We start from the raw sequence: 15,552 nt of genomic DNA, 5'->3' as shown, positions 1-15,552 counted from the left end.
CTGCTCCCACAACCGCCAACGCCCACCGGGCAGATAAACGGCTTCCTGCTTTTCCGCGGCCATGATGGTCTACCTCTCGGAGCTACGGTCGGCCGCGCACCATTCGAGAACGGCGCGGGCACTGTGGTATTTGTTCTCGGCCTGGTCGAAAGCGATGCTGGCCGGGCCGTCGAGTACGTCTGCTGTGACCTCTTCGCCGCGATGCGCGGGAAGATCGTGCATGAAGACCGCGTCCGGACTGGTCGCCATGGTGTCCCCGGTCACCTGGAAGGGCGCGAACACCTCGCGCCAGTCGGCGGTCGGTTTCTCGGTCCCGGTGGTCTGCCAGCGGGTGGTGTAGACGACGTCGGCGACCGGCAGATCCGCCATGTCGTGGCGTTCCTCGATCCGTGCTCCGGTGCGCTTCGCGTAGACCGCCGCCCGCTCCAGGTACTCGGGCGCCAGCCCGTACCCGGGCGGAGTGCGCAGCGTGAGCCGGGTGCCCCGGAACCGGGAGAGCGCCAGCGCCAGGGCGGAGGCGGTGTTGTTGCCCTCGCCCACGTAGAGCACGTGCAGGTCCTCGATCCGGCCGAACCTGCGCAGCAGAGTCGTGAGGTCGGCAAGGGCCTGGGTGGGGTGCTCGCCCTCGCTCATCGCGTTGATGACCGCCATCCGCCGCTGGTTCGCGTAGGCGCGCAGTTCACGCTCGGGGCCGGCGGTGCGCGCCACCAGCACGTCGATCATCCGGGAGAGCACGGCGGCGCTGTCCTCCACGGTCTCCCCGGTGTTCTCCTGGAGGTCCCCCGGGCCGTAGGTGATCAGGCGCCCGCCCAGCCGCAGGGCCCCGGCGGAGAAGGCGGTACGGGTACGGGTGGAGGTCTTGCGGAACAGCACGCCGACGACGGTGTCCGCCAGCGGGCGGGCCTCGTCGGCGGCGCCGGCCGAGAACTCGGCGCCGCGCTGCGCGATCTCCCGCAGCTCCTCGTCGGACAGGTCGTCGATGGAAATCAGATGACGGCGTTCGGCCTGGCGCATGGTGCGTCCTCCTGGGTGGAGCAGGGGCGGGGCGGCGACAACGGGCGGGCGGTGCCGGACCTCAGCGGGTGAGCAGTGCGGCGCGCAGCACGCCGATGCCGTGGTCGAGCTCTTCCGGGGTGATGGTCAGCGGCGGCAGCACCTTGACCACTTCGTCGTCCCGGCCGGAGAGCTCGACGATCAGCCCGTGGTCGAAGGCGTATCGCTGCACCGCTGCGGCACGTTCGCCGCCGCCGCATCGGCCGAGGTCGATGCCCAGCACCATGCCGCGACCCCGGACGACGATCTCCGGTTCGACGGAGGTGAGTTCGGCCTTCAGCTCGGCCAGTCGACGGGCCGGTTCCGGGAGCCGGGCGAGGAAGTCCGGACTGCTCCACAGCTCGGCGGCGGCGGTCGCGGCGACGAAGGCGAGCTGGTTGCCCCGGAAGGTTCCGGTGTGCTCACCCGGCTCCCAGACGTCGAGCCGGGGGTGGAAGAGGGTGAGTGCCAGGGGGAGTCCGTAACCGCTGATGGACTTGGAGACGGTGACGATGTCCGGGACTATGCCGGACTCCTCGAAGGCGAAGAAGGTGCCGGTCCGGCCGCAGCCGGACTGGATCTCGTCGCAGATCAGCAGGATGCCGTGGCGTTCGGTGACGGCGCGCAGCCGGCGCAGCCAGTCGGCGGACGCCTGGTAGACGCCACCCTCCATCTGCAGTGGCTCGACGATCACCGCGGCGGGCGTCTCCACCCCGGAGGAGGAGTCGGCCAGCAGCCGTTCGATGAACCCGATGGAGTCGAACGGGCCCTGCGGTCCGTCCTCGTAGGGGATGAAGGTGACCTCGTCCTGGCCGTGCACCCCGCCGGCACGGCGGGCGCGGCCGTTCCCGGTGACGGCCAGCGAGCCGCGGGACATCCCGTGGTAGCCGCCGCTGAAGGCGAAGATCCCCCTGCGGCCGGTGGCTTTCCGGGCGAGCTTCAGGGCCGCCTCGACCGCGTCGGTGCCGGTGGGTCCGGGGAACTGCACGGTGTACTCGAGGCCGCGGGGCCGCAGGATGTGCTCGGTGAGTGCGACCAGGAAGGACCGCTTGGCCCCGGTGTACATGTCGAGCCCGTGCATCATCCCGTCGGCCGCGAGGTAGTCGGCGATCCGCGTCTTGATCGCGCCGTGGTTGTGGCCGTAGTTGAGCGATCCCGCGCCGCAGAAGAAGTCCGTGAAGACCCGGCCGTCCTCTGCGTACAGCCGCGCCCCCCTGGCCCGTTCGAAGACCACCGGGAACTTGCGGCAGTAGCTGCGGACATGGGACTCGTGGCACTCGAAGACCGCGACGTCCGGCGGTCCGGGCACGGCCGGGGGCGGTGTGAGGGAGGGAGGAGTGATCGCGGTGGTCATGGCGGTCGGTGGTCCTTTCGTTCTCGCGGGTCTTGCCGGTTCCGCCGGCTCCTGCCGCTCGGCGAGACGCGCCGGCGCACGCCGAGGACGTGCGGCGACGTTCTGTCTGGTGGAGCCGGGGGCCGCCGTACGGCGGCTCAGCAGGGCTGCTGTGCCGATGTGCGCTGTTGTGCCGGGCGGCGGACCGGCCCCTACCGGCCGCCTTCCGCCGGCCGGGCGGCAGCCGGACGGCGCTCCCGCCGCCGTGCCCCGAGGACCGGCGCGGACGCCGCGGAGGACACGGGCGGGTATCCGGGGAGGGCGGCGGAGAGTGCGGCCACGGTGGTGTGCTCGAAGAGCGCGCGGACGGGGACGTCGATCCCGAGCGCGGCCCGCAGCCGTACCGAGACCCGGGTCGCCAGCAGGGAGTGCCCGCCGAGCTGGAAGAAGTCGTGGTCGACGCCGAGGCCCTGGACGCCCAGTACCGCCTCCCAGATCCCGGCCACGGCACGTTCACGGTCGGTGCGCGGTGGCGTGCCGGCGGTGGCGTCCTCGGGTTGCCGCCAGCTCTCCACGGCGGGCAGGGCCTTGCGGTCGACCTTGCCGTTCGGTGTTCGCGGCAACGCGTCCAGCACCACGAACGCCTCGGGCACCAGGTAGTCCGGCAGGTCGGCCAGCAGCGCGGTCCGCAGCTCCTCGGGGCCAGGGACAGGGCCGGACGACAGGTCCGCGCCGGCGCGTGGCAGCAGGTACGCGGCCAACCGCTGGTCGCCCCCGGGCTGCGGCACCGCGCAGACCACGACGGCGCGGAAGACGCCCAGGGCCAGCAGCGCGGACTCGATCTCGCCCGGCTCGATCCGGTGGCCCCGGATCTTCACCTGGTGGTCGGCGCGGCCCAGAATCTCCATCGAGCCGTCCGGTCGTCGGCGCGCCAGGTCCCCGGTGCGGTACAGCCGTGCTCCGGGTCGCCCGGAGAACGGGTCGGGGACGAAGACCCCGGCCGTCTGGGCCGGGCGGCCGTGATAGCCCCAGCCGAGTCCGCTGCCGCCGATCCACACCTCTCCGACAGCGCCCTCGGAGACCGGTTCCAGCCGCTCGTCCAGCAGGTAGAGCTCCGTGTTGCCGCACGGTTGCCAGTCCACGGTGCGCCCGTGGGCGTCGAGGCGGGCGGTGGTGGCCCAGACCGTGGTCTCGGTGGGGCCGTACAGATCCCAGACCCGGGCGCCGTCGGCGGCCAGCCGCACCGCCAGTTCGGTGTGCAGCTTCTCACCCCCGCTGAGCACGGTCAGTCCGGCTCCCGGCCGCCAGCCGGCGTCCAGCAGCATCCGCAGGGTGACCGGGGTGGCCTGCACCACGCCGGGCCCGGCGGTGCCGATCAGTGCGGCCATCCGCTCCGGATCGCGGGCCTGTTCGCCGTCGGCCAGCAGCAGCCGGGCACCGGTCAGCAGCGGAAGGCACAGCTCCATCAGCGACGGGTCGAAGGCGACCGTGGTGATGCCCAGGAAGGCGCCGCCGGGGCGAAGGGGCAGTCGGGCCGCCATCGCGACCAGGAAGTGTGTCAGCGAGCGGTGCTCGATCAGCACGCCTTTGGGACCGCCGGTCGAGCCAGAGGTGTAGAAGACGTAGGCGAGTTCGTCCGGTCCGGGACGACGCGACGGCGCCGAGCGGGGAGCGGCCCCCAGCCGGGTCCGCTCGGCGGGGTCGTCCAGCAGCACGGTGCGGTCCTCTGCCGGGCGGAGCCCGGCAGCCACGTCGTCCAGCCGGCCGACCAGCGCCGTTTCGCTGATCAGCACCGCCGCTCCGGAGTCCTGCAGCAGATAGCCGATTCGGCCGCCGGGGTATCCCGGGTCGAGCGGCAGGTAGACGGCGCCGGTCTTGTGCACCGCCAGCAGGGCTGCCAGCAGTGCGGGGCCGCGTTCCAGGAAGACCCCGACGGGGGTTCCCGGCCCAGCACCGGTCTCGGCCAGGCGGTGCGCCAACTGGTTCGCTCTGGTGTCCAGTTCGGTGTAGCTGAGGGATTCGCCCGCGCAGCTGACCGCGATCGCGTCGGGGGTGCGGGCCACCTGTTGCTCGAACAGCTCGGTCCAGGGGACCTCCGGCACCTTCAGGCCGGTGCCGTTGCCCTGGGCCAGCAACCTGCGCCTCTCCCGTCCCGGCAAGGCCGTGAGCCCGCCCGCCGTCCGGGAGACCGAGGCCTCCGGATCAGCCATGACGGCGTTCAGCAGCGCCACGAACGCGGTGCCGATCCCTTCGGCGGTATCCGGATCGAACAGAGCGGTGGCGTACTGCATCCGGCCGGCGATCCGGCCGTCCGGCAGGGAGAGCAGGTCGAGCGCCACGTCGAGAGCGCTGCCGGAGGCCGGGGTGGAGATCATCTCGGTGTCCAGGCCCGGCAGGTAGTCCGGTTCCTCCCCCATGGTGAGCAGTTGGAAGGAGACCTGGAAGAGGGGGTTGCGGGACAGGTCACGCTCCAGGCCCAGTTCGGCGACGACCTGCTCGAACGGCAGATCGGCGTGGGAGAACGCGGCCAGTGCGTCCGTCCTGACCCTGCGCAGCAGCTCGGCGAAGGACGGCTCGCCGCCCAGATCGGTGCGTAGCACCACGGTGTTGACGAACAGTCCGATCAGCCCGTTCAGCCGGGGCAGTCCCCGGCCGCTGACCGGGGTGCCCACCGCGATGTCGGTCCGTCCGGTCAGCCGCCCCAGGGTGGCCTGGAAGGCGGCGAGCAGCACCATGAACCGAGTGGCCCGGTGCTGCCGGGCCAGCCGGTCCACTCCGGCCGCCAGCTCGGCCGGGATGGTGAATCGGACGATGTCGGCGGCGCCGTCCCAGACCGCCGGGCGCGGCCGGTCGGTGGGTAGCGTGAGTGACTCCAGACCCGCCAGCCGCTCACGCCAGTGGGCGCGCTGGCGCTCACCGCGCGGCCCGGCCAGCCGTCCGACCTGCTCGGCGGCGGCGTCGGCGTACTGGAAGGGCAGCGGTTCCGGTTCCGCGACGGCCGCCGGGCTGCCGGTACGGGCCCGGTACCCGGCCGCCAGTTCCCGGGTGAGCACCGCCCAGGAGGAGAAGTCGAAGGCGATGTGGTGGACCACGATCAGCAGGAGCTGATCGTGCTCGGCCAGCCGCACCAGGGTCAGGCGCAGCGGCGGTGCCGAGTCCAGCGACAGCGGCCGTACCACCTCGGCAGCGACGAGCCCGGCGAGCCGCCGCTCCCGCTCCTCGCAGGGCAGTCCGCGCAGGTCCCGGTGTTCCAGCGGTACCGGGACCGTGGGCTCGACCACCGCCACCGGCTCGCCGTCCACAGCCGGGTACCGCGTTCGCAGCACCTCGTGGCGGGCGAGTACCGCGGCGAACGCACCGGTCAGCGCCTTCTCGTCGAGGTCGCCGCGGATCCGCAGCGCCAGCGGCAGCAGATCGTCAGGCGTACCGGGACGCAGGCTGTCAAGGAACCACAGCCGCCGCTGTCCGAACGACATCGGCCGGCCGGCACTCATCTCGTGGGCATCACCGCTGTCCACCGTCACCTCCATGGAGCGGACCGGTCCAGGAGCCATCGACGGCTCCGGACACCTGCGAGTCTCCGCGTCGCCCCGCCTCCCGCCCAGAGAACTTCCGGCAGCCGCATCGGCGGAGCCCTCCTGCCCGTGGCTCCCTTGCCGCCCCCGGGGACGCCCGTCAGCCGGGACACCGGCCTCCGCCGCACAGTCCGGACGAGGAACGACAGCCGGGCGCCCTGGTCGACGGGCGGAATCCCGTCGACGCCCGGATGCACCGTGTGCGGCTGGTCGGCACGCAGCGCAAAGCGGTCCAGTTCACGGTTACACCCGTTCACCGGCGGGGCGGCCGAACTCAGTCGGTGGTGGTCTGGGTGCGGCGGGCGTAGGCGCGGGCGGCGCGGGCGCGGTCGCCACAGCGGACGGAGCACCAGTGGCGGCGTCCGGCACGCAGCAGATAGCGGTTGCAGGGGGTGGAGGGACAGGCTGTCAGCCGTTCGGCGTCGGGCCCGGCGAGCAGGTCTGCGGCATCCGCGGCGAGCATGCCGAGGGCCTGGTCGACGATCTGGTCGATGGGGTGCGGGGTGGTGCGGTGCATGCCCCGGACCGCGTCCCAGCCCAGCGGGCAGGCGGTGGGGACCCGGGTGAGGGCGTCGTTGACTGCGGCCAGCGCGGTCGCGGGAGCCGGATGGCCGCCGACCTGCGCGGCGAGCAGGGCGCGTACCTCTTCGCGCAGGGAGCGCAGGCGTGCCGCGCAGATCTCCTGCATACCGGCGTCCGCGGGAGCCAGGTTGTGGTCGAGCAGCCACTGGTTGGCGCCGGACGGCGTGCCCAACGAGTCGAGGAACTGGCCGCCCGGCAGCGCGATGGCGCTGTTGGCGAAGTCGAGCGCGGAGTAGAGCTCAGCGCCCGGCGCCAACGGCAGCCCGGGGTCGGCGGTGTCGACGGTGGCTGCGGTATCGGTCTCACTCACGCATCTCACGCTACAGCTTGCCTTCATCCGTGACAAACATCTATCGTCACGGATGTAAGCCAATCCATCCGTGAGGTGATTTCGTTATGGCATCAACCGGCGCCTCCAGCGAGCAGGTCCCCGTCCATGTCTTCGGCGGTCCGACCGCGCTCATCGAGTACGGCGGACTGCGGTTCCTGACCGACCCGACCTTCGACGCCCCCGGCACCTACCCCTCGGGGCTGGCCAAGACCGCGCCTGCCTCCGCCGCGCCCGCTGATCTGGGCCGTATCGATGTGGTGCTGTTGTCGCACGACGAGCACGACGACAACCTCGATGCCTCGGGCCGCGCCTTGCTCGCCGATGTGCCCCTGACACTGACCACGCCCAGTGGCGCGGGCAGGCTGAGCGGCACGGCACGCCCCCTGAAGGACTGGGAGTCCGTCGAGCTGGACCGCCCCGGCGGCGGCACGATCACCGTCACCGGCGTCCCGGCCCTGCATGGTCCCGGGTCACGCGAGGACCTCGAACCCGTGGTCGGCGAGGTCGTCGGCTTCGTCCTGAGCGGTGATGGCCTGCCCACCGTGTACATAAGCGGCGACAACGCCCAGCTCTCCCTGGTCCGTGAGATCGCCGACCGCTGCGGCCCGGTGGACACCGCCGTGCTGTTCGCCGGCGCGGTCCGCACCCCCGTCCTGGACCGCCGGCTGCTCACCCTCGACAGCGCTCAGGCCGCCGAGGCCGCCCGCATCCTGGGCGCGCGCCGGATCGTGCCGGTCCACTTCGACAGCTGGGCCCACTTCACCGAGGGTCGTGAGCAGCTCGTGGACGCCTTCACCACCGCTGGATTGATGGACCGCCTGGAACTGGCCTGACCCCGAACGCCCGGCCNNCCCGGCCCGGTCAGGCGTGACCCCGCTGACGCGCCCGGCATCCCGGGGCGCGTCAGCACACGTCGGCCAGTTGCTTCTCGATGGCGTCGGCGGTGTCGAGCAGAGCACGCGCGACACTGCGCAGGTCCCTGGTGTTCACCGTGTCTCCCACCACGACCGCGGCGATCGGGCCGGCCTTTCCGAGACGGACCGGGGCCGCCAGTTCGACCAGGTCGGGGATGTACTCACTCCTGGCGTACGACAGGCCGGTCCGTCGGATGCGGTCGAACTCGCGCCGCATCGTTTCCGTCCCGGCGCGGGTCATTCCCAAGCCGGCCGTCGTCGTGTCGAAGAAGTCAGCCGGGTTCCGCTGCGACATCGCGATCAGGAGCTTGCCCGCCGCCGAGGAGTACGCCGGGGCCGGCTGCCGCAGCGCCATCGCGAGCCGCACGTGTTCCTGTCCGTAGAGGGTCCCGACATGCTGGATCTTCGTCCCCGACAGCGTGCCGAGGCTGACGATCCTGTTGGTCAGCTGGAACAGCTCGAGGAGGAACGGGGTGACCGGGTAACTGAGCCGCTGCACCCCGGCGGGACCGCTGGTGGCCGCCAGCCGGGAGAGGTACGTGCCGAGCTCGTAGGATTTCGATTCCCTCCTGACGGCGAGACCGATATCGGTGAGTGCCAGCATCAGACGGTGCAGCGTCGATTTGGGCAGGTTCACGAGACGTGCCAGCTCCGAGAGGGTCAGCGGCCGTGATGCCTCGGCCAGCGCCTCGAGCACGGAGAGCGCTTTGCGTAGCGGGCCTCCCAACTTTCCGGGCACACTCTCCCTCACCAGCGTGCCCGCGTTCGCCCCCGGGGCCTGCGTCTGAAGATGTCGGTCACCGTCCACCGTGACGCTCCCGTCTCCGAAGCACATGAACTGATCCATGCCTACCCTCGTCCTGACGGGAGCTCAAGACCGGCTGTGGTTGCTGTCCCCAGAGGGCACGGCATCGGGCCCTTTCGTCGGTCACGGCGCCGGCGCAACGACCGTTCCGGAAAGTGGAATCGGCCGTAGAGCGGTGCCCTCGGTCTCCGTACTGTCCTGGCCATGGCTGATGAGAGCGCGTACGAGAAGGCGGGGGACGGCGTCGCCCGCCGTGTCCTGCTGGCCGGACCTCGTTCCTTTTGCGCAGGTGTCGAAAGGGCCATCGAGATCGTGGAGCGGGCTCTGGAACAGCGGGGCGCCCCGGTCTATGTCCGTAAGCAGATCGTGCACAACGTCACCGTCGTGGACGACCTCGCGGGACGGGGTGCGATCTTCGTCGAGGAGCTGGACGAGGTGCCGGACCGTGCGACGGTGGTGTTCTCCGCGCACGGGATATCCCCCGCCGTGCGCGAGGAGGCGGACCGGCGCGGCCTCGATGTCATCGACGGAACCTGTCCCCTGGTCGCCAAGGTCCATGCCGAGGCACGCCGCTTCGCGGCCCGCGGCGACACGGTCGTGCTCGTCGGCCACGCCGGGCACGAGGAGGTCGAGGGAACGCTCGGGGAGGCGCCGGAGTCGATGGTGCTGGTCTCGACGCCCGACGACGTCCGTGAGCTGTCCCCCGAGGTCGGTGGGCAGATCTCCTACCTCACCCAGACCACTCTCGCTGTGGACGAGACCGCGGAGGTCGTCGGCGCACTGAGAGAGAGGTTCCCGCTGTTGCAGGAACCTCCGTCCGACGACATCTGCTACGCCACCACCAACCGGCAGGCCGCGCTCATGGCGATCGTCGAGGAGGCCGACCTCGTCCTGGTCGTCGGCTCGGAGAACTCGTCCAACTCTGTCCGCCTGGTGGAGCTCGCGCGCCGCGAGGGCACCCGCGCGGAACTGATCGACCGTGCCGGCGACATCCGGCCGGAATGGCTGACGGGGGTGAGCACCGTAGGGCTCACCGCCGGCGCCTCGGCACCACCCGCCCTGGTCACGGAGGTCGTGACCAGGTTGGGCACGTTCGGTCCGGTCCACGTCGAGGAACGTGAGATCGCCCGCGAAACCGTGCACTTCGACCTTCCCTCGGCCGTACGTCGCGACACGTGACGGAAGGCCGTTCCAGCTGAGCGAGGAGCGACGTGTCATCAACTGTGCTCGGCCAGGTCACCGATCCCCATGACCTCAAGAAACTGCGCCCGGAGCAGTTGCCGGAGCTGGCGCGCGAGATCAGGGAGTTCCTGATCGACAAGGTCTGCGCCACCGGCGGGCACCTCGGCCCGAATCTCGGCGTGGTCGAACTGACCATCGCGCTGCACCGCGTGTTCGACTCGCCGGCGGACCGCATCGTGTTCGACACCGGGCACCAGGCCTACGCCCACAAGATCCTCACCGGCCGGCAGTCCGACTTCGATACGCTCCGCGCGCCGGGAGGACTCTCCGGCTACCCGATGCGCGAGGAGTCCCCCCACGACCTCGTGGAGAACTCGCACGCCTCCACGGCCCTGTCCTACGCGGACGGCCTGGCCAAAGCGCTACGACTGCGTGGCGAGGAGCACCGCCGCGTGGTGGCCGTCATCGGCGACGGCGCGCTGACCGGCGGCATGGCCTGGGAGGCCATGAACAACCTCGGCGGCGGTCGGCAGCCGGTGGTCGTGGTCCTCAACGACAACGGCCGTTCCTACGACCCCACCGTCGGCGGGGTGGCGGAGCATCTGGCCGCACTGCGCAGTGGCAGGCCCCATGGCCTGAATCTGTTCGAGACAGTCGGCTTCGCCTATCTCGGCCCCGTCGACGGGCATGACATCGCCGCCGTCGAGCTGGCGTGCCGCCTCGCGGCGGGGCTGGACCAGCCGGTCGTCATCCACTGCGTCACCGAGAAGGGGCGCGGTTACGCCCCGGCCGAGAACGACGAGGCCGACCGTATGCACGGAATCGGCGTCGTCGACCCGGCTACGGGCCGGTCCCGAGGCGGCTCCTCGCCCGGTTGGACCGATGTGTTCGGTGCGGAGCTCGAGCGGATCGCCGCCGAGCGGCCCGAGGTCGTCGCACTGACCGCCGCGATGACACAACCGGTCGGTCTGCGCGGATTCTCCCGGCGGTTCCCGGACCGGGTCTTCGACGTGGGTATCGCCGAGCAGCACGCTGTGACCAGTGCCGCGGGACTGGCCATGGGCGGCCTGCACCCGGTGGTGTGCCTGTACGCCACGTTCCTCAACCGCGCCGTCGACCAGATCATGATGGATGTGGCTCTGCACGGTCTGCCGGTGACGTTCGTCCTGGACCGTGCGGGGATCACCGGTCCCGACGGGGCCAGCCACCACGGCATGTGGGATCTCGCTCTGCTGGGCACGGTGCCGGGGATGCGTGTCGCGTCGCCGCGCGACACCGTCCGGCTCGCCGAACTGCTGGGTGAGGCCCTGTCCGTCGAGGACGGTCCCACCGCGATGAGATTCCCGAAGGGCGGCGCCGGCCCGGAAATCCCGGCACTGACACGCATGGAGGGTATGGACATCCTCCACCGCACGCGGTCGCGGCCGCTCGACGTCCTGCTTGTCGCCTCCGGGGTTCTCGCGGCCACCGCCGTGGGCGCGGCGGAACTGCTGGCCGAGGAGGGTGTCGGAGTGACCGTCGTCGACCCGCGCTGGGTGCTGCCGGTCAATCCCGCCCTGGTCCACCTGGCATCCCGACACCACCTGACGCTGTCCGTCGAGGACGGGGTGCGCGCCGGGGGTGTGGGCGCGGCGCTGGCACAGGCGTGTTCGGATGCCCGGACCGGCACCGCGGTGCACGCTCTGGGACTGCCCCTGGAGTTCCTGAACCACGGTGAGCGGTCGGCCATTCTGGCCCGGCACGGTCTCACCGCGCAGTCCATCGCCGCGTCCGCGCTCGCCCTGCGCGGCGACGCGGCGGCAGCACACACCCCCACATCCGTCCGGGAAAGGACACCGCGGTGACCCAGGTCGCGCTCGGTATGCCCGCTCTGCCGCCCGTCACTCTCGCCGACCGGAGGCCCACCCGTCAGTTGCGGGTGGGGCAGGTCGGGGTCGGAAGTGACCACCCCGTCTCGGTGCAGTCGATGACCACGACCGTCACGGCCGACGTCGACGCCACCCTGCAGCAGATCGCCGAACTCACCGCCGCCGGCTGCGACATCGTCCGCGTCGCGTGCCCGAGCGCGGACGACGCCGAGGCACTGGCCGCGATCGCGGCGAAGTCGAAGATCCCGGTCATCGCCGACATCCACTTCCAACCGAAGTACGTGTTCGCGGCCATCGAGGCCGGCTGCGCCGCGGTGCGCGTCAATCCGGGCAACATCAAGAAGTTCGACGACAAGGTGGGCGAGATCGCCCGAGCGGCCAGGGACCACGGCACCCCGATCCGTATCGGGGTGAACGCGGGGTCCCTGGACCAGCGCCTCATGCGGAAGTACGGCAGGGCCACGCCGGAGGCACTGGCCGAATCGGCACTGTGGGAGGCCTCGTTGTTCGCCGAACACGACTTCCACGACCTGAAGATCTCGGTCAAGCACAACGATCCCGTGATCATGATCCGCGCCTACGAGATTCTCGCCGAGCGCTGCGACTACCCGTTGCACCTCGGTGTCACCGAGGCGGGGCCGACGTTCCAGGGCACCATCAAGTCCGCCGTCGCGTTCGGAGCGCTCCTGCGGCAGGGCATCGGCGACACGATCCGGGTGTCCCTCTCGGCTCCGCCGGTGGAGGAGGCCAAGGTCGGCGCGCAGATCCTGCAGTCGCTGAACCTGCGCCCCCGCAAGCTGGAGATCGTGTCGTGCCCCTCCTGCGGCCGGGCCCAGGTGGATGTCTACAAGCTCGCCGATGAGGTCACCGCGGGGCTGGAGGGCATGGAAGTGCCGTTGCGGGTCGCCGTGATGGGGTGTGTGGTCAACGGTCCCGGGGAGGCGCGCGAGGCCGACCTCGGTGTGGCGTCCGGCAACGGCAAGGGCCAGATCTTCGTCAAGGGAAAGGTCGTCAAGACCGTCCCCGAGCACCGGATCGTGGAGACCCTCATCGAGGAGGCCATGGTGCTCGCGGAGACGATGGAAGCGGTGGGTGGGAGCTCCGTCACGGTCGTCGCGAACTGAGTGAGGGATTCCCCCTTGGGGAACAGTAACGTCGTGATCATCCGACTCCCCGAAGTCGGCCACAGTATGGTTCTTTACATCGTCTTTCCGAATGTCAATGACCATATCAGGCCACTCTCGGGGAGTTTTGACGTGCTGGCACAGAGCGGCCTGGCGCCGGACACGCACATGACGCCGGCTGAACACCGGGGATCGGCTCCGCCGCGCCGCAGCCTGGTCAGGTGCCCGTGCCCGCGGGGCGCGTTCACCTGTCCGGGCCGGCTCCGCGACCGGCGCGTTCGGCCGCGTCGCCGCCCCCGGACGCCCTGAGCGGGCGGTACCGCACAGAACCCGCGACCCGGCTCAGGATCGCCTGCACAGGTGCCTGGCATTGCGACGGAATGCCTCGACGAACACGCTGCCCCCCACCTCATGGAGGTTCGCCATGCTCGCCAACACCACGAGACGTTCGATAAAGGCACTGGTGCGGGCCCCCGATCCGCTGACGCAATCGGCCATCAGCGGCCATCTCGGTTCCACGACGAACATCGAGATCGTCTCGGAGGAACGCCCCGGGCCGGCCGATGTCGCCGTGGTCGTCGCGGAGCGGATGACCGTGGAGGTGACGTCGCTGCTGCGCAGGATCAAGGACTCCCTCCGGGTCCCGGTGGTACTGATCCCGTCGGACATCGACCGGTCCGACCTGTTCATGGCGGTGGAGTGCAATGTCGTGGCGGTGCTGCCCCGGGTCGCCGCCACCAGCGAACGCATCGAGGAGGCGGTGCTGACCGCCGCGACCGGCGGAGGCGTGCTGCCCTCGCAGTTACTCGGCGAGCTGCTCCGGCAGGTCGAACGGATGCAGCGCGAGGTTCTCTCACCGCAGGGCCTGCACACCTCCGGGCTGACCCCCCGGGAGATCGGTGTCCTGCGGCTAATGTCGGAAGGCCTGGACACCGCCGAGATCGCCGACAAGATGTGCTTGTCGGAACGGGCGGTCAAACGCGTCATCTTCGGTGTCACCAGGCGTCTGAACCTGCGTAACCGTCCCCACGCGGTTGCCTACGCGTTACGCACCGGCGTCATCTGACCGGGCGTCCACGCCACCGCGCCCACCGGAACCGGACGGCGTCGGTCCTGATCGCGCCCCACCGGACACAGTCGAAGTCACGGGAACGGCCGTCGGCGCCCGCAAGGCCCACGGCGGTCGTCCCTCCCGGCGCATCGTCCTGCGCAGCATCACCACATAGACGATGTCCAGCGCGACATAGGTCGGCACCAGTACCTGGAGAAGGTGGTGGGACGGGTACAGGACGAAGGCGGTCAGCCCGGCGAAGAGCGACCCCACGAGCTTGGCGACGGCGAGGTGCATGGACTGTCCCGCACTTGACCCGCGCCGCTTGAGCATCAGCAGGAACGAGGCGCTGAGCGGCACCTGGATGATCATTCCCGTGTACATCCCGTCCCGGTCGTGGAACTCGTTCGCACCCGCGACGACGACCGCCGACGCCCAGACCAGCACGCCGACGAGCGACCACCGAAAGACGCGCGGGGAAAGACCGGGGTAGTCGCGCGGCCCGAGCCGCAGCGCCTGGTACAGCAGGACCGCGTTGAACAGGACCCAGAGGAAGTTGATCTGACGCTGCGTCGGGGTCTGCTCCAGTACGAACGTCAGACTGAACTCCCAGGCGAAGTTCACCGCCACCAGGTAGGCGGGGATCCCCACCCGCCGGTCCACGAAGGCCTGCCGGATGGCCAGCACATAGGTGAGGAGCCAGCCGGCCGCGGTCGGCCCGGCGAAGGTCCAGAAGAGTGCGTCCGACACGTCGGCCGCCCCCACCGTGACCGGTGCTACCTGCGACATCGGAATGAGGAAAGGGGGCAGCCAGACCATGGCGATCCTTCGTGGGACGAGCAGGCGAGGAGGAAAGGGGTGGTGTGCGTCAGAGGCTGGGCACGACGAGGTCGAGGCCGAAGAACGAACCGCCGTACAGTTCCTGACCGATACGGGGGTTGAGCATCGCGTGACGGGCCGCCGTGTTGGCGTCCCGCCAGTACTGCTGCAGCGGATTCGACTCTGCGAAGGCGGCCGCTCCATGGGCCCACATCAATTCGTCGAGCGCGACCGTGACGAGGTTGACCGCCTGGCCGACGTCCCCGCGGATACGCCGGAGTTCGCTCTCCGGGAGCCCGGTGGCCTCCTGGGCGGCTTCGTCGAGCACGTCGGCGGCCCGGTTCACGTGCAGCTCGGCCGCGTCGATCGTCAGGGCCGTCCTGCCGAGTGCGGACACGAAGGTCTGTGAGTCGGGTTGGCTCGTGTATCCGCTGGGCGCGATGCCACGTCCCGGCGCCTTGTCGATGACGAAGGCACGCGCGGCCTGGCCGATGCCGATCACCACGGAGGCACATACGACGGCCATGGCCGCTATCGCCGCCGTCCGGAAGAGCGGTGGCAGCGAGACGTCGGTAGCACTCTCCCGTCCCCGCTGGACCTGTCCCGCGATCACCCGGTGTCCGGGCACGAACGCCTCACGGAGCACGACGGTGTGGCTGCCGGTGGCGCGCATTCCGACGGTGTGCCAGGTGTCCTCGATCGTCAGGTCGGCGACGGGCACGAGCATGGAGAGACCTCCTACGGCCTCCCCCTTCCCGTCGACCTCCCTCGCGACCAGGATCGCCCAGTCGTCGTGCAGGATTCCGGTGGCGTACGGCCAGGACCCGGTGAGCAGGTATCCGCCCGCGGTGCGCACCGCGGTGCCCGTGGCCGCGAAGACCGAGGCCAGCTTGGTGCCGGGGTCGTCCCCGAACACCTCGTCCCTGGCGGCCTGCG

At 70.6% G+C, this 15,552-nt stretch carries 12 protein-coding genes; 5 read left to right on the top strand and 7 right to left on the bottom strand.

Annotated features, from left to right (window positions below; all coding sequences use genetic code 11):
- Window positions 1-69: 69 nt before the first annotated feature.
- The 4 genes from BFF76_RS27250 to BFF76_RS27235 form a co-directional block, all read right to left on the bottom strand.
- On the bottom strand, window positions 70-1,014 hold the full coding sequence (locus BFF76_RS27250) for an ornithine carbamoyltransferase (RefSeq protein ID WP_053931175.1): 945 nt from the start codon (window positions 1,012-1,014) through the stop codon (window positions 70-72).
- Window positions 1,015-1,075: 61 nt separating this feature from the next.
- Complete coding sequence (locus tag BFF76_RS27245; protein ID WP_053931174.1) at window positions 1,076-2,386, bottom strand: diaminobutyrate--2-oxoglutarate transaminase; 1,311 nt, start codon at window positions 2,384-2,386, stop codon at window positions 1,076-1,078.
- A gap of 191 nt (window positions 2,387-2,577) precedes the next feature.
- The gene (locus tag BFF76_RS27240; protein WP_234351928.1) at window positions 2,578-5,919 is read right to left on the bottom strand and encodes a non-ribosomal peptide synthetase; all 3,342 of its coding nucleotides are present in this window, start codon (window positions 5,917-5,919) and stop codon (window positions 2,578-2,580) included.
- 295 nt (window positions 5,920-6,214) lie between these two features.
- Window positions 6,215-6,832, bottom strand: coding sequence for an ABATE domain-containing protein (locus BFF76_RS27235; RefSeq protein WP_031097957.1), 618 nt, complete (start codon window positions 6,830-6,832; stop codon window positions 6,215-6,217).
- Window positions 6,833-6,918: 86 nt separating this feature from the next.
- Between BFF76_RS27235 and BFF76_RS27230 the strand changes: the two genes are divergently transcribed.
- Complete coding sequence (locus tag BFF76_RS27230; RefSeq protein WP_031097959.1) at window positions 6,919-7,686, top strand: MBL fold metallo-hydrolase; 768 nt, start codon at window positions 6,919-6,921, stop codon at window positions 7,684-7,686.
- A gap of 70 nt (window positions 7,687-7,756) precedes the next feature.
- Here BFF76_RS27230 and BFF76_RS27225 read toward each other — a convergent pair whose 3' ends face one another.
- Complete coding sequence (locus tag BFF76_RS27225; protein ID WP_244167353.1) at window positions 7,757-8,506, bottom strand: IclR family transcriptional regulator; 750 nt, start codon at window positions 8,504-8,506, stop codon at window positions 7,757-7,759.
- A gap of 270 nt (window positions 8,507-8,776) precedes the next feature.
- Between BFF76_RS27225 and BFF76_RS27220 the strand changes: the two genes are divergently transcribed.
- The 4 genes from BFF76_RS27220 (at window position 8,777) to BFF76_RS27205 (ending at window position 13,812) form a co-directional block, all read left to right on the top strand.
- Window positions 8,777-9,751 (top strand): 4-hydroxy-3-methylbut-2-enyl diphosphate reductase, encoded by a 975-nt coding sequence (locus tag BFF76_RS27220; protein ID WP_065849265.1) that lies wholly within the window; start codon window positions 8,777-8,779, stop codon window positions 9,749-9,751.
- A gap of 32 nt (window positions 9,752-9,783) precedes the next feature.
- Window positions 9,784-11,598 carry a 1-deoxy-D-xylulose-5-phosphate synthase gene (locus BFF76_RS27215; protein WP_053931173.1) on the top strand — a complete coding sequence of 605 codons (1,815 nt, stop codon included), beginning with the start codon at window positions 9,784-9,786 and terminating at the stop codon, window positions 11,596-11,598.
- The gene (gene ispG, locus BFF76_RS27210; protein WP_199831630.1) at window positions 11,595-12,746 is read left to right on the top strand and encodes a flavodoxin-dependent (E)-4-hydroxy-3-methylbut-2-enyl-diphosphate synthase; all 1,152 of its coding nucleotides are present in this window, start codon (window positions 11,595-11,597) and stop codon (window positions 12,744-12,746) included. Before BFF76_RS27215 ends, ispG begins: the two co-directional genes overlap by 4 nt.
- A gap of 424 nt (window positions 12,747-13,170) precedes the next feature.
- The gene (locus BFF76_RS27205; RefSeq protein ID WP_031097968.1) at window positions 13,171-13,812 is read left to right on the top strand and encodes a helix-turn-helix transcriptional regulator; all 642 of its coding nucleotides are present in this window, start codon (window positions 13,171-13,173) and stop codon (window positions 13,810-13,812) included.
- On the opposite strand, the gene BFF76_RS27200 is transcribed toward BFF76_RS27205, so the two are convergent.
- A complete protein-coding gene (locus BFF76_RS27200) occupies window positions 13,792-14,586 on the bottom strand; it encodes a transmembrane-type terpene cyclase (RefSeq protein ID WP_199831629.1) in 795 nt (264 codons plus the stop codon). The genes BFF76_RS27205 and BFF76_RS27200 overlap by 21 nt on opposite strands.
- Before the next feature lie 79 nt (window positions 14,587-14,665).
- Window positions 14,666-15,552, bottom strand: an 887-nt coding sequence (locus BFF76_RS27195) for an acyl-CoA dehydrogenase family protein (RefSeq protein ID WP_065849264.1), incomplete at its 5' end; no start/stop codon positions are given.

Origin of the sequence: Streptomyces mutomycini (assembly GCF_001700505.1) — a bacterium.
Lineage (GTDB): Bacteria > Actinomycetota > Actinomycetes > Streptomycetales > Streptomycetaceae > Streptomyces > Streptomyces mutomycini.
The sequence above is the reverse complement of the archived record's forward strand: the minus strand, read 5'-3'. Positions and strand labels throughout refer to the sequence as shown.